This is a genomic window from Pseudomonas sp. 273, from assembly GCF_029201425.1.
GTDB lineage: Bacteria > Pseudomonadota > Gammaproteobacteria > Pseudomonadales > Pseudomonadaceae > Pseudomonas > Pseudomonas delhiensis.
In genome coordinates this window covers 4,340,142-4,353,864 of record NZ_CP116775.1, presented here as the reverse complement: position 1 = coordinate 4,353,864, position 13,723 = coordinate 4,340,142, and the positions used below count along the sequence as shown (strand labels likewise).

11 protein-coding genes are annotated in these 13,723 nt (G+C 69.4%); 9 read left to right on the top strand and 2 right to left on the bottom strand.

Annotated features, from left to right (window positions below; genetic code table 11):
• Positions 1–309: 309 nt before the first annotated feature.
• Entirely contained in the window at positions 310–1,389 is a 1,080-nt protein-coding gene (locus tag PKO50_RS19775; protein WP_275626995.1) for a patatin-like phospholipase family protein, read from the bottom strand.
• Positions 1,390–1,541: 152 nt separating this feature from the next.
• Here PKO50_RS19775 and PKO50_RS19770 point away from each other — a divergent pair, with 152 nt between their 5' ends.
• Genes PKO50_RS19770 through PKO50_RS19755 form a run of 4 tightly spaced genes read left to right on the top strand, consistent with a single transcriptional unit; the run spans position 1,542 to position 4,151 of the window.
• Positions 1,542–1,850, top strand: coding sequence for a PepSY domain-containing protein (locus PKO50_RS19770; RefSeq protein WP_275626994.1), 309 nt, complete (start codon positions 1,542–1,544; stop codon positions 1,848–1,850).
• Entirely contained in the window at positions 1,850–2,155 is a 306-nt protein-coding gene (locus tag PKO50_RS19765; RefSeq protein WP_089391963.1) for a PepSY domain-containing protein, read from the top strand. The genes PKO50_RS19770 and PKO50_RS19765 overlap by 1 nt, the downstream gene beginning before the upstream one ends.
• Positions 2,155–2,832, top strand: coding sequence for a response regulator transcription factor (locus PKO50_RS19760; RefSeq protein WP_109933339.1), 678 nt, complete (start codon positions 2,155–2,157; stop codon positions 2,830–2,832). Before PKO50_RS19765 ends, PKO50_RS19760 begins: the two co-directional genes overlap by 1 nt.
• Complete coding sequence (locus PKO50_RS19755) at positions 2,829–4,151, top strand: sensor histidine kinase (protein ID WP_275626993.1); 1,323 nt, start codon at positions 2,829–2,831, stop codon at positions 4,149–4,151. The genes PKO50_RS19760 and PKO50_RS19755 overlap by 4 nt, the downstream gene beginning before the upstream one ends.
• A 17-nt stretch (positions 4,152–4,168) precedes the next feature.
• Here the strand turns inward: PKO50_RS19755 and pabB are convergent, their stop codons facing one another.
• The gene (gene pabB / locus PKO50_RS19750) at positions 4,169–5,518 is read right to left on the bottom strand and encodes an aminodeoxychorismate synthase component I (protein WP_275626992.1); all 1,350 of its coding nucleotides are present in this window, start codon (positions 5,516–5,518) and stop codon (positions 4,169–4,171) included.
• Between the two features lie 174 nt (positions 5,519–5,692).
• Here pabB and PKO50_RS19745 point away from each other — a divergent pair, with 174 nt between their 5' ends.
• The 5 genes from PKO50_RS19745 to PKO50_RS19725 all read left to right on the top strand — a co-directional run bounded on the left by PKO50_RS19745 (position 5,693) and on the right by PKO50_RS19725 (position 13,709).
• Positions 5,693–8,404 carry a LuxR C-terminal-related transcriptional regulator gene (locus tag PKO50_RS19745; protein WP_275626991.1) on the top strand — a complete coding sequence of 904 codons (2,712 nt, stop codon included), beginning with the start codon at positions 5,693–5,695 and terminating at the stop codon, positions 8,402–8,404.
• A 1-nt stretch (position 8,405) separates the two neighbouring features.
• Positions 8,406–11,126, top strand: coding sequence for a helix-turn-helix transcriptional regulator (locus PKO50_RS19740; protein WP_275626990.1), 2,721 nt, complete (start codon positions 8,406–8,408; stop codon positions 11,124–11,126).
• Positions 11,127–11,357: 231 nt separating this feature from the next.
• Positions 11,358–11,822, top strand: coding sequence for a DUF6160 family protein (locus PKO50_RS19735; protein WP_009618705.1), 465 nt, complete (start codon positions 11,358–11,360; stop codon positions 11,820–11,822).
• A gap of 74 nt (positions 11,823–11,896) precedes the next feature.
• The gene (locus PKO50_RS19730; RefSeq protein ID WP_089391957.1) at positions 11,897–12,658 is read left to right on the top strand and encodes a C39 family peptidase; all 762 of its coding nucleotides are present in this window, start codon (positions 11,897–11,899) and stop codon (positions 12,656–12,658) included.
• Positions 12,659–12,704: 46 nt separating this feature from the next.
• On the top strand, positions 12,705–13,709 hold the full coding sequence (locus tag PKO50_RS19725; protein WP_275626989.1) for a transporter: 1,005 nt from the start codon (positions 12,705–12,707) through the stop codon (positions 13,707–13,709).
• Positions 13,710–13,723 lie beyond the last annotated feature (14 nt).

The window sequence follows — 13,723 nt, the reverse complement described above, 5'->3', positions numbered from 1 at the left end:
CCCCCGTGAACGAGGGAGCCCAGAAGATAGTTGCTCCTACGTACGTGCTTCCCTGTTGAGCCTGGCGCGGCTTGGACAGCGGCTCCGTGCTCGGCAGCGAGCGGGATGGGGCCGCGGTCAAACGGCGGATAACGCTTCGCGTTATTCGCCCTACGCCAAGCCCACCATGGACGTAGGGCGAATAACCGTTCGCGGTTATCCGCCGCTACACCTCCTTGCCAGCCACTCCATGGTTGAACCTGACGGCGGCTCCTTGCCCGGCGTATGGCCAAGGCCGAACGGCGGATAACGCCGTAGGCGTTATGCGCCCTACAGGGGGACCAGCCTTTCTCCCAGGCGGCCGCCGTCGGCCAGTTCGAGGAATTCGTCGCCCAGCCGGCGGCTCTCGTCCATGGCCTTGTTCCAGTAGCGCTCGCGGCCGGCGTCGTCGCCCAGGTAGCGCTTGAAGTCCTTGCGGTCCGGCAGCTTGTCGTGGGGCAGGCGGGCCAGGTACTCGCGGGACGGGGCGAGCAGCAGCACGTCCTGCAGGCGGGTGGCGTCGCCGCGGCGCCAGGGCAGGCCCTTGTCGAACCAGCCGGGGATGACCTTGTCGGTGAAGTGTGGGTAGAGCACCACGCCGTCGGTCTCGTAGGGCAGGTCCAGGTGGTAGTCGAGCAGGCCGCCGTCGCGGTAGGTGCCTGGGCCCGCGCCGGGGATGTCGCGCACGCCCTGCATGACCATGGGGATGGAGCCGGAGGCGAGCAGGGCATGGCGCAGGTTACCCTGGTCCAGCGGCAGGCAGCGCGAGGGGAAGTCCTGCAGCGGCGCCAGCGGCGGGGCCAGGCGCGCGTCGTGGAGGATCACCCGTTCGAAGTGGCGGTGCAGGTGGCGGCGGCCGAGCAGGTTGTCGCGGATCACCGCGCCCAGGCCCAGGCCGAGGGTGCGCTTGCCGTCGTCGGCCAGGCGCCCGTGGCTCTTCACCACCACCACGTTGAGGCGGTAGTGCGGGTTGGCCAGCACGCTGGCGTCCTGCCCGGCGAGCAGGTCGTCGAGCATCCGCGTGCAGCTGGCCGAGACTTCGGCGATGTCGGCGTTGCGCGAGAAGCGCTGCTGCGTGTACAGCTCGCCCAGGCGGCGGATGCCGGCGGCGGCGTCCGGCAGGCAGGCGCTGGCGAAGCGCCAGGAGCCGATCGAGGCGCCGATCAGCGAGCGCTCGCGCGGCGCGCGCGGCAGCCATTCGCCGAACAGCGCCAGGTCCAGCCCCTGGATGCCCAGCGCCTTCGGCCCGCCGGCGGCGCCGGGGAGGATGCCGACGTCGGCGGGCGCCAGGCCGCGTTCGCGGATGCGCCGCAGGGCGCGGGCACCGGCCTTGAGGACGAGGGCAGGGGACTTGATGTGGATGGCGGTCATGGGGCTCTCTCCGGCGAGGCGGCGATTATAAGCGCTGTATTTTCCTAGGCAGCATCCTTCATCCGGTGAATGATCCATCCCGCACCCATTCAGCTTGGATTAATGGCTATTCGATAGCCTGCGGACATTGGCAATTCGCAGGAGTCTTCCCCATGCACACCCTTACCCGCCTGATCGCCGCCGCCGGCCTGCTCGGCGTCTCCAGCCTGGCGCTGGCCCACGACATCGGCCCCGACGAGGCCCTGCGCCTGCGCGACGCCGGCACCATCCAGGACTTCCAGCGCCTCAACCAGGCCGCGCTGGGCAAGCACCCCGGCGGAACCGTGTACGATAGCGAGCTTGAACTGGAGCACGGCCGCTACCTGTACAAGGTCGACGTCAAGGACGCCCAGGGGGTGAAATGGGACGTCGAGCTGGACGCGGTGAGCGGCGAAGTGCTCAAGGACCGCCAGGACCACTGATGACCTATCCTCTGCGTTACGCCCTGCTCGCCGCACTGTGCGTCGCCGGGCCGGCGCTGGCCCACGACCTCAGCCAGGACGAGGCCCTGCGCCTGACCCGCGAAGGGGTGATCCGCCCCTTCGAGTCGATACTGCCGGCGGCGCTGCAGCGCTACCCCGGCTCGCGCCTGCTCGAGGCGGAGCTTGAGAAGGAGCACGACACCTACATCTACGAGATAGAGCTGCTCACCCCCGGTGGCGTGGTCCGCGAACTGGAACTGGATGCCCGTGACGGGCGCATCCTCAAGGATAAGGAAGACGACTGATGCGTCTGCTGCTGGTGGAGGACCACGTCCCCCTCGCCGACGAACTGCTGGCCGGCCTGGCCCGCCAGGGCTACGCCGTGGACTGGCTGGCCGACGGCCGCGATGCCGCGGTGCAGGGGGCCAGCGAGCCCTACGACCTGATCATCCTCGACCTCGGCCTGCCGGGCCGCCCCGGCCTGGACGTGCTGCGCGAATGGCGCGGCCTGGGCCTGGCCACCCCGGTGCTGATCCTCACCGCGCGCGGTTCCTGGGCCGAGCGCATCGACGGGCTGAAGGCCGGCGCCGACGACTACCTGACCAAGCCCTTCCACCCCGAGGAGCTCTTCCTGCGCATCCAGGCCCTGCTGCGCCGCGCCCACGGCGTGGCCAACCAGGCCCAGCTGGAGGCCGGCGGCCTGCGCCTGGACGAGGCGCGCCAGTGCGTGCTGCAGGGCGACAGGGAGGTCGACCTGACTTCCGCCGAGTTCCGCCTGCTGCGCTACTTCATGCTGCACCCGGGCCAGCTGCTGTCCAAGTCGCACCTGGCCGAGCACCTCTACGACGGCGAGACCGAGCGCGACTCCAACGTCATCGAGGTGCACATCAACCACCTGCGCCGCAAGCTCGGCCGCGAGATCATCGAAACCCGCCGCGGCCAGGGCTACCGCTTCGCCGGCAGCGCCGGGGGCGCGGCTTGATCTCGATCCAGCGGCGCCTGGGCTTCGGCCTCGCTGCTGTGCTGCTGGTGATCGGCCTGGCGCTGGCCCAGGCCGGGCTCTGGCTGTTCGACCAGGGCCTGCGCCGCTACCTCGCCAGCGGCCTGCAGGACGAGGCGGAAAGCCTGCTGGTGGCGATCATCCGCGGCCCGGCCGGGCTGCAGCTGGACCCGCAGCGCGTCGACGGCGCCTACGAGCGGCTGTTCTCCGGACGCTACTTCCAGATCCACTTCGAGCAGACCGACTGGCGCTCCCGCTCGCTGTGGGACCACGAGCTGAAGGTGCCGGACCACCCGGGCCTGCGCGAAGGCCTGGCCAAGGGCCCGGAAGGCCAGCGCCTGCTGGTCTTCCGCGGCGACTACAAGCGCTACGGCCGCACCCTGCGGATCAGCGTGGCGCAGGACTACACGCCGATCCTCAAGAGCTTCAACCGCCTGCGCAACATCGGCCTGGGCGCCGGGGTGCTGGCGCTGCTGCTGATCCTGTTCTTCCAGCGCCTGACGGTGCGCCGCGCGCTGCGCCCGCTGGAGCGGGTGCGCCAGCAGATCGCCCAGCTGCAGGACGGCCAGCGCAGCCAACTGGACACCCAGGTGCCGCAGGAGCTGGAGCCGCTGGTGGAGCAGGTCAACCACCTGCTGCAGCACACCGAGGAAACCCTGCGCCGCTCGCGCAACGCCCTGGGCAACCTCGGCCATGCGCTGAAGACGCCGCTGGCGGTGCTGATCAGCCTGGCCGAGCGCGAGGAACTGCAGCAGCACCCGGAGCTGAAGCGGGTGCTGCAGGAGCAGCTGGAGCAGATCGACCAGCGCCTGGCCCGCGAGCTGGGCCGCGCGCGCCTGGTGGGCGAGGCGCTGCCCGGCGCGCACTTCGACTGCGACGCCGAGCTGCCCAGCCTGCGCGAGATGCTCCAGCTGATCCACGGCCAGCACCTGCGCATCACCTGCGCGGCGGAGCCCGGCCTGCGCCTGCCGTTCGACCGCGAGGACCTGCTGGAACTGCTCGGCAACCTGCTGGACAACGCCTGCAAGTGGGCGGCCGGCGAGGTGCGCCTGCAGGTGGAGAAGGGCGAGGACGGCTACCGCCTGCTGGTGGACGACGACGGCCCGGGCATCGCCGAGGAACTGCGCGACAGCGTGCTCGAACGCGGCACCCGCCTGGACGAGCAGGTGGCCGGCCACGGCCTGGGCCTGGGCATCGCCCGCGACATCGCCGAGGCCTGCGGCGGCAGCCTGGCGCTGGAGGGCAGCGAGCTGGGCGGGCTGCGGGTGCGGGTGGCCTTGCCGAGGCGGGCCGCGGCCTAGGGCACGCCGCCCGGCGCTCAGTCGCCGAGGCGCTCCAGGGTGCGCAGCAGCACGTCCACCTTGGTCAGCGACTCGGCGTACTCTGCCTCCCAGTCCGAATCGGCGACGATGCCGCCGCCGCCCCAGCAGCTGACCTGGCCGTCCTTCACCAGCAGGGTGCGGATGGTGATGGAGCTGTCCAGCTCGCCGCGCACGTCCAGGTAGAACAGGCTGCCGCAGTAGATGCCGCGGCGGCTCGGCTCCAGCTCGTCGATGATCTGCATGGCGCGGACCTTGGGCGCGCCGGTGATGGAGCCGCCGGGGAAGCTGCCCAGCAGCAGGTCGAGGGCGTCCTTGCCGGCGGCCAGCTCGCCGGTCACGCTGCTGACCAGGTGGTGCACGTTGGGGTAGCTCTCCAGCGCGAACAGCTCCGGCACCCGCACCGTGCCGGGCGTGCAGCTGCGCCCCAGGTCGTTGCGCAGCAGGTCGACGATCATCAGGTTCTCGGCGCGGTCCTTGGGGCTGGCCAGCAGCTCCTCGGCGTTGGCCGCGTCCTCCGCGGGCGTGCGGCCGCGCGGGCGGGTGCCCTTGATCGGGCGCGTCTCCACCTGGCGCCGGTGCATGCGGATGAAGCGCTCGGGCGACAGGCTGAGGATGGCGCCCTCGCCCAGGCCCAGGTAGCCGGCGAAGGGCGTCGGGCAGGCCGCGCGCAGGGCCAGGTAGGCCTGCCAGGGCGCGCCGCTGCAGGGCGCGCGGAAGCGCTGGGTGTAGTTCACCTGGTAGCAGTCGCCGGCGAGGATGTAGCTTTGCACCCGCTCCAGGGCCTGGCGGTACTGCTCGCGGCTCAGGTCCGGGCGGAAGCCGGCGTGCAGGCGGAAGGGCGGCAGCGGCGCCGGCGCCTCGTCGGCCTCGAACAGCGCCAGCAGGCGCTGGCGCTCGGCGGCTTCCAGGTGCGGGTGGAACACCAGCTGGCTGCTGCCGAGCTGGTGGTCGGTGACCAGCGCCCAGGCGTACAGGCCGACCCGCGCGTCGGGCAGGCCGATGTCGTCCCGGCTGTGCTGCGGCAGGCGTTCGATGCGCCGCCCCAGGTCGTAGCCCAGGTAGCCGATCAGCCCGCCGACGAATGGCAGGTCCGGCACTTCCGCCGCTTCGGCCTGTCCGAGGCTCTGCAGCGCCGTTCGCAGGCGGGCGAAGAACGCCTTGGCCGATTCGTCGGCGGCCGGTGCCAGTTCTGCCAATGGCCAGGCGCTCATAAGGTCATAGCGTCCACGGCTGGCGCCAGGCCTGCCGGCGTCCAGGAGCACGGCGCCGGGCGCGCCGGCGATACGGGCGAAGCGCGCCGTCGGGTCTTCCCGGTAGGGGAGCGGGTGTACGAAGTAGCGGGACATAGGTAGGAACAGGAACCCTGGGCTAGGCTGAGAGCCATTCTTGCGCACGCCCGAAGAGTCGATGCTAGAGCCCTTCTCTTCGGTTTACGCAAGGTAAGCATTCTGATAAGAATTGGATTATCCCGCGGAAGCCATGCTCCGTACCACAACGATAATGAAACAGGGATAGAGGCCGTGGACGTAGTGCTAAAAACCGCAGCCGGCAGCCTTCTGCGTACCAGATCGACATCCTCCGGGGTGCCTGCCGAATACCAGTACCGCCCCCAGCTCCAGGCTGCCCTGGAGCGTTCCACCCAGCATCGCGTCCTGCTCTTCAGCGCCCCCGCCGGGTTCGGCAAGAGCGCCGCGCTGGCCCTGCTCGCCGAGCGCCGCGAAGCGCAGGGGCAGAAGGTGGTATGGCTTTCCCTTGAGGGCTCCGACGACGACCCCGGGCGCTTCTGCGGCAAGCTCACCGAGGCGCTGGCCGCCAGCCTGCCGGACGTCGGCGCAGATGCCGCCGCCTACCTGCACAATACGCTGCGGGTGCCGGCCGTGGCGGTCATGGAAAGCCTGCTCTGCGACCTGCTGCGGGTCGACGTGCCGCTGCTGCTGGTGCTCGACGACCTGGACCGGATCACCCACCCGGACATCTTCGCCGGCCTCAACCGCCTGGTGCAGTACGCCCCGCCGGGCCTGACCCTGGCCATCGGCAGCCGCTCGCAGCCGCCGCTGAACCTCGCCACCTGGCGGGCCAAGGGCCTGCTGCTGGAAGTGGGGGTGGAAGAGCTGCGGCTTTCCGAGGCGCAGACCCGCGAATACCTGAGCGGTGGCGGCGTGGAGCTCGACGAGGCCTGCCTGAAGGCCGTGTACGCCCGGACCGAGGGCTGGGTGATGGGCGTGCAACTGTTCGGCCTGTGGCTGCGCCAGCCACCCGCCGGCGCCCAGCGCGACCTGGCCGGGCTCGGCGGCGGCCCCGCCGAGGTCGGCGACTACCTGCTGCGCAGCGTCTTCGAACGCCTGCCCCAGGACATCCGCGACAGCCTGCTGACGCTCAGCGTGGCGAGCCGCTTCAATGGCGAGCTGGCCAACGCCCTGACCGGACGCCAGGACGGCCAGGCCCTGCTGGAGCGCCTGGACAGCCTGCAGCTGTTCCTCATGCCGCTGGACCGCGAGCGCCACTGGTACCGCTTCCACCAGTTGTTCGCCGACTTCCTCCGCGCGCACCTGCGCGAACGCGAGCCGGAGCGCTTCAAGCAACTGCACTTCAACGCCAGCCTGTGGTTCACCAACCACCACATGCCGACCCTGGCCATCGAGCACGCCTGCCTGGCCGAGGACCCGGAGATGCTCGCCGCGCTGGTGGACGGCTACGGCCTGGAGCTGATCAACCGTGGCCAGCTGTACCTGATCTCGCGCTGGCGTCGGCAGGTGCCCGACGAGATCGCCGCGCGCTACCCCATCCTGGTGCTCAGCGACGTCTGGACCCGCGCCAGCGAGCTGAGCCTGCCCGAGGCCAACCGCATGCTCGACGAGCTGCTGGCGCGCTGGAGCGACGGCAAGCCGCAGACGCCGATGGGCGACCAGTACCTCTCGGCGCTGGCGGTCAAGGCCGTGCTGGCGCTGCAGAAGGACGACCTCGAGCAGTGCATCGCCCTGGCCCGCCGGGTGGAGAGCCAGCTGGGGCAGAACTCGGCCTTCCTCGAATGCGCCGTGCTGCTGGTCGCCGCCTTCGCCCAGGTCATGCACGGCCAGCCCGAGCAGGCGCGCCGCCTGATGGGCCTGGCGCAGCAGCGCAACCACTTCCTCGACGGCCGCTACCTGCACATGCAGCTGTCCACCATCGAGGTGATGCTGGCCCTGGAGCAGGGCCAGGTGAAGCAGGCGCAGCTGCTGGTGGAGCGCGTCAAGCAGCAGGCCGTGCCGCTGTTCGACCGGCGTTCCCAGGCGCTGGCCCTGCCGGCCATCACCGAGGGCCTGACCGCCTACTACCGCATGGACGTCGACGGCCTGGAAGAACGCCTGCGCTGGGCGCTGGGGCGCGTCGACGTGATCAACCCCATCGACCTCTATGCCCAGGGCATGCAGTGCCTGGCGCGGGTGCAGCGCCTGCAGGGGCGCGGCAAGGAGGCCCAGGCGACTCTCGGGCTGATGCAGAGCCTGGCCTCGCGCAACCATTCCTGGCGCATCTTCGCCATGGCAGTGGGCGAAGAGATCAACCTGATCCTCCAGGAGCCGGCGGCGGACCGTTGCAAGCGCGCCGAACAGCGCCTGAACGGCATCGACTGGCAGAAGCTCGCCGCCTCCTACCGCCAGGGGCCGTTCAACCCGGTGCTCTGGGTGCGCGGCCTGAGCCGCGTGCGCCTGCTGCAGGCGCGCGGCCACTTCAGCGAGGCGCTGCACGAGATCACCCAGCTGCGCGGCCTGCTGCAGCCCAACTGGCACGGCCTGCAGCGCCTGCGCCTGGACCTGCTGGCGGCGCTCAGCTACCAGCGCCTGGGCTACCAGGAACGCGCCAACAGCCTGCTCGGGCAGTGCCTGGTGGGCGCCGAGCGCGAAGGCGTGCGCAGCCTGTTCATCGAAGAGGGCGAGGGCATCCGCCTGATGCTCCAGCAACTGGAGGCCACCGAGCGCCAGCCGGCGCTGCAGGTGTTCATCCGCAGCCTGCTGGGGCTCTGGCCCGGCCAGGAAACGCGCAAGGCACAGGACGTGCTCGAGGAAGGGCTGACCGACCGCGAGCGGGAAGTGGTGTGCCTGGCGGCCCAGGGCCTCTCCAACGAGGAGATCGGCCAGCAGCTGTCGCTGGCCCTGGGCACCGTCAAATGGCACCTGCACAACATCTACGAGAAACTCAAGGTGCGCAATCGGACCCAAGCGATTCGCCGTGCCCGCGAACTGAGCCTGCTCTGACATGACCACACTCAATTCCCAGCAGCCGCCCCTGCCGCTGTTGCGCACCAAGCTGTTCCCGCCGCGCACCGAGGGTACGCTGCTGTTGCCGCGGCGCGCGCTCATCGACCGCCTGTTCGCGGCGCGCAAGCAGCGCGCGCTGATCCTCAGCGCGCCGGCCGGCTTCGGCAAGAGCACCGTGCTCAGCCTGTTCCGCGAGCGCCTGCTGGCCAGCGGCGCGCTGGTCGCCTGGCTGTCGTGCGACGAGGGCGACAGCGAGCCGCAGCGCCTGCTGCAGTACCTGGTGGAGAGCATCCGCAGCGTCGCCCCCGGCTTCGGCGCCAACACCTCGAACCTGCTGCAGTCGGACATGACCCTGCCGCTGGAAGGGCTGCTGGATGCCTTCCTCGCCGACCTCAAGCGTATCGACGGGGCGATCTACCTGTTCCTCGACGACTTCCACCAGATCCGCCACCCGGCCCTGCAGCCGGGGGCGCGCTACCTGATCGAGCACCTGCCGGACAATGTCCGCCTGGTCACCAGCACCCGCTATCGCCCGCGCTTCCTGGTGGACGAGCCGGCGCTGGCGCCCTGGGCCTTCTGCCTCAACGGCGCCGACCTGCGCCTGACCCGCGAGGAAGCCGACACCTACCTGCTGGAACTCAAGGGCCTGCAGCTGGACGACGCCGAGCTGGGCCTGCTGTACAAGCGCACCGAGGGCTGGATCACCGCGCTGCACCTGGCCGCCCTGGCGCTGGCCCGGCACAGCGACCGCGAAGGCTTCCTGCGCAGCCTGTCGGGCACCGAGCGGGACATCGCCGACTACCTCGCCGAGGACGTGCTGGCCAGCCTGCCGCCGGCGCTGCAGCAGTTCCTCGACCAGACCTCGGTGCTCGACGAGTTCTGCGCCGAGCTGTGCAACGCCCTGACCGGGCGCCGCGACGGCCTGGACATGCTCATGCGCCTGCAGAACGAGCAGCTGTTCATCATCCCCCTGGACGATGCGCGCGAGTGGTTCCGCTACCACCACCTGTTCGCCGACTTCCTCCAGGGCCGCCTGACCCGCAGCGCCGACCCCACGCCGCTGCTCAACGCCGCCGCGCGCTGGTGCGAAAGCCGCGACATGGCCGACCGCGCCGTGCGCTACGCCCTGCGCGCCCGCGACTACGCCTTCGCCGCCGACCTGCTGGAGCGCCAGGGCGCCCGGCTGATCGCCGGCAACCGGGTGTACAGCATCCTCGGCATGCTCGGCGGCATTCCCGCCGAGGTGATCCGCGAGCACCCGGTGTTCCAGATCTTCTACGCCTGGCAGCTGGCCTTCGAGCAGAAGTTCGCCGAGGCCGAGGCGCTCATCGAGGAACTCAGCGCCCGCCTGCTGATGGGGCAGGGCAAGGCGCGCAACTTCGGCCTGGCCGAGCTGCTGGCCGTGGCCCAGGTGCTCAAGGCCCTGGTGCTGCTGTACCAGGACAAGCTGGAGGCCAGCCTCAAGGTGTCGCGCCAGTGGCTGGCGCTGGTGCCGGCCAACCAGCCGGTGTTCCGCGCCAGCCTGGCCTGCATCCTCGCCGCCGCCCACGCGTTGCTGGGCGACTACGCCGAGGCCGCCGGCGCCATCGGCGTGGCCCGCGAGTGCCTGCGCATGGCCGACAGCGAGTACCTGCAGGTGGTGGCGAGCATGATCGAGGCGCTGATCTGCAAGGAGAGCGGCGAGCTGGAGCGCGGCCGGACCATCGCCGAGGGCGCGCGCAGCCGCGTCGAGCGCGTCTTCGGCCGGCGCAGCCGGGTGGGCGGGCCGCTGGCCCTGGCCTATGCCGACATCCTCTACGAGCAGGACCGCCATGCCGCCATCCTCGCTGAACTGCCGCTGGCCACCACCTGGCGCGACGTCGCCACGCCCATGGAGCTGATCAGCCGCGGCCAGTTGGTGATGGCCAAGGCGCGGTTCTTCGCCGGCGAGGCCGAACAGGGCCTGGCGCAGCTCGACGAATGGCTGGCCGGCCTGCAGTCGCCGGGCTACGAACGCGTCTATGCGCTGGCCATGGGCTGCAAGGTGCAGCTGCTGCTGTGGCTGCGCCGGCCGAACGAGGCCGAGCGCGTCTGCCTGCAGTTGGCGCGGCACCTGTCGGGCCTCTCCACCGAACGCTATGCCGACGCCCAGGCCGCGCTGGCCCTGGCCGAGGCGCGGGTGGCGCTGTCGGAACGGCGCGCCGAGCGCGCCCAGCAGCGTCTGGAATCGGCGCTGGCGGCGAACGCCTCGCCCTACCAGCGCGACCGGCGGTTGCGCCTGGCCTTGTTACTTTCTGTGGCGTATTGGCAGAAAGGTAACAGCGAAAAGGCCTTCGCCCTGTTCGCCCCCACCCTCGAGGAAGCCTGGAACCTGGGCTACCGCCGGCTGTTCCAGGACGACGCCGTCTGGCTGCTGCCGTTCTGGGATGCCTGGCGCGAGGCCGAGCCCAAGCGCGCGGCGGCCTGGCAGGGGGTGGCCGAACTGCTCCGCGAACAGTGCCGCAGGCTGTCCGTGGACCCTGCAGGTTTCGAGGAAAATCAGGATGTTAGCCATCGCGAGCGGGAAATCCTGCGGCTGGTGGCGGCAGGGCTTTCGAACCGCGATATCGCCCAGGCGGTGCACCTGTCGGAGGCCACCATCAAGTGGCACCTGCACAACCTGTTCGCCAAGCTGGGGGTGCGCAGCCGCACCCAGGCGGTACTCAAGGGCAAGAGCCTGGGATTGCTCAGCGAAGCCTGATGCGCGGGGATCGTCCGGCTCCATCCCTTGGATGGGCTGGCAGGTGGGGGGTTGGCCAGTAGCTTGGAAAACAGGACGCGAAGCCTGGTGCTTCACGAATCCATGCCCGCGGCACCTAGGGAAGACGGCGCGGGTCTGGAGGGTCGGCTTGGCCGGCCAACCTGCAGCGGGGCAGGACGCCTCCTGCAGTGCCCTGGGGCAATCCCACCTGAACACTGGAGAGAAACAAGAATGAAAAAAATCAAACAACTGGTTCTTGCAAGCGCTGTTCTGGCCGCTCCCTTCCTGGCCCATGCCGATCTCAAATCCATGGACGACTCCGCACTCGCCGGCGTGACCGGCCAGGACGGCATCAGCATCGCCGGTGACTTCAAGGCGAGCATCGGGGCGGTGGTCTACACCGACAAGATCGACGACACCAAGTCCGGTTCCCTGCGCCTGGAGAACATCACCCTGACCGGCCCGGGCGGCACCGCCCTGAAGATCGACGACGCCAACCCGCTGACCGTCGACGTGGTCACCACCAAGATCGGTACCGCCGACACCCAGCAGCTGGCCCTGGGCCTGCCGGGCATGACCGGCGACGTCTCGGTGGGCGCCATCAAGGTGGGCGACACCAGCGCCGCCAGCATCGGTTCGCTGACCGTTTCCAACCTGAACATGGCCGGTTCCCAGGTCCGCATCTGGGGCCACTGATCCATCGGTCGTGTGACGCGTATCCCCTTGCCGGCCCGTGCCGGCAAGGGTTTTTCCAGGAGAGAGGAGAGGGGATGTTCGAGATACTGCTGGGAAGCCTGCTCGGCCTGTTCGGTTTCACCCAGACGGTGGACACCAAACCGCAATCCCAGGGCACGGTGAACATCACCCAGCAGCTCACGCCCAACGGCCCCTTCCGCGAGTCCGTGCAGCTCGAACCCATGAGCCAGGTGCAGTTCCGCAATGTCATCCGCCAGGCCTACGACTACAGCTGCGGATCGGCGGCGCTGACCACCCTGCTGGACTACTACCTGGGCCGCAACCTGCAGGAACGCCAGGTGATGGAAGGCCTGCTGAAGTACGGCGAGGCCGACAAGATCGTCCAGCGCCGCGGCTTCTCGCTGCTGGACATGAAGCGCTACGCGGCCGCGCTGGGCTACAAGAGCGGCGGCTTCCGCGCCGAGTTCGCCGACCTGGACTCGCTGGAGCACCCGGCGCTGGTGCCCATCCACTACGGCGGCTTCAAGCATTTCGTGGTGGTGCGCGACGTCTACAACGACCACGTCTTCGTCGCCGATCCCGCCCTGGGCAACATCAGCTTCACCCGCAGCCGCTTCGAGGCCATCTGGGACCAGAACGTGCTCTTCGTCATCTACCCCGGCGGCCAGGAACCGCACAACGCCCTGGCCCTGAAGGAGCAGGACCTGCGCCTGGTGGACGACCGCACCGTGAGCCTGCTGGCCTTCCGCGAGTTCCCGGAGATGAGCAAGTTCACCAGCAACCGGATGATCGAGGCCGCGTCCAAGGGCGACGTGCAATTCATACGCAGCAAGTGAGCGGCGTTTCCATCCTTCCATAAGAACAAGACCAGGGGATTGCATCATGAGATTCAGGGGGTATGCGTGCGCCGCCATACTGGCCTTGCTGGCTTCGGGCCCGGCGCCTGCCGAGGAAGGCTCGGTCGACCAGGCGCGTGACGCGCTGGCCAAGAAGGCCGACGATGCCGACAGCGCCAAGGCCCTGGAAGAGGTGTTCCAGGCGGCGGAGAAGAGCTACACCCTGCTGAAGAAGGGCGAGCGGACCCTCACCTACGGCCTGGACTATTCGATGATGCGCGACACCCGCATCCAGCAGGTGCGCACCGGCGAGAGCGTCTACAGCGTGCTGGCGACCAGCGAGGCGCAGCACACCTTCACCAACTCCTTCACCTTCGACTACGGCGTCTGGGACAACCTGACCTTCAGCCTGCGCCTGCCCTTCGTGGCCAAGTACGACACCGAGCGCGACATCCACGCCTACAGCCTCGGCGACATCTCCGCCACCCTGCGCTGGCAGCCCTGGGCGGCGATGCGCGGGCGCCCGGTCACCACCTTCTACGCCACCCTCGGCCTGCCCACCGGCGACAGCCCGTTCGACATGAACCCGGACAACGACGTCTCCACCGGCAACGGCTACTACAGCCTGGGCGTGGGCGCCAACATGTCCTACGTGATCGACCCCGTCGTGCTCTATGGCTCGCTCGGCTACACCTACAACCTGAAGGTGGACAACATCCACCAGAACCAGTATGGCGAGGAGCTGAACAAGGTCACCCCGGGCGACACCCTGAACTTCGCCATGGGCATGGCCTACGCGCTGTCCTACGACGTGTCCCTGGCCACCTCCTACCAGATGGCCTACCAGATGAAGAGCCGCTACCACTTCGACACCCGCACGGTAGAGGCTCCCGAGCAGACCAGCGCGGTCATGAACTTCTCGCTCGGCCTGCGAACCTCGCCTGACTACATCGTCAACGTGAACGCCGGCTTCGGCTTGACCGAAGACTCACCGGATATCTTGCTGGGGGTTTCCCTGCCCCTGGATATCAAGGGCCTGAAGCCCGACTAAACGGCGAGCGGAGT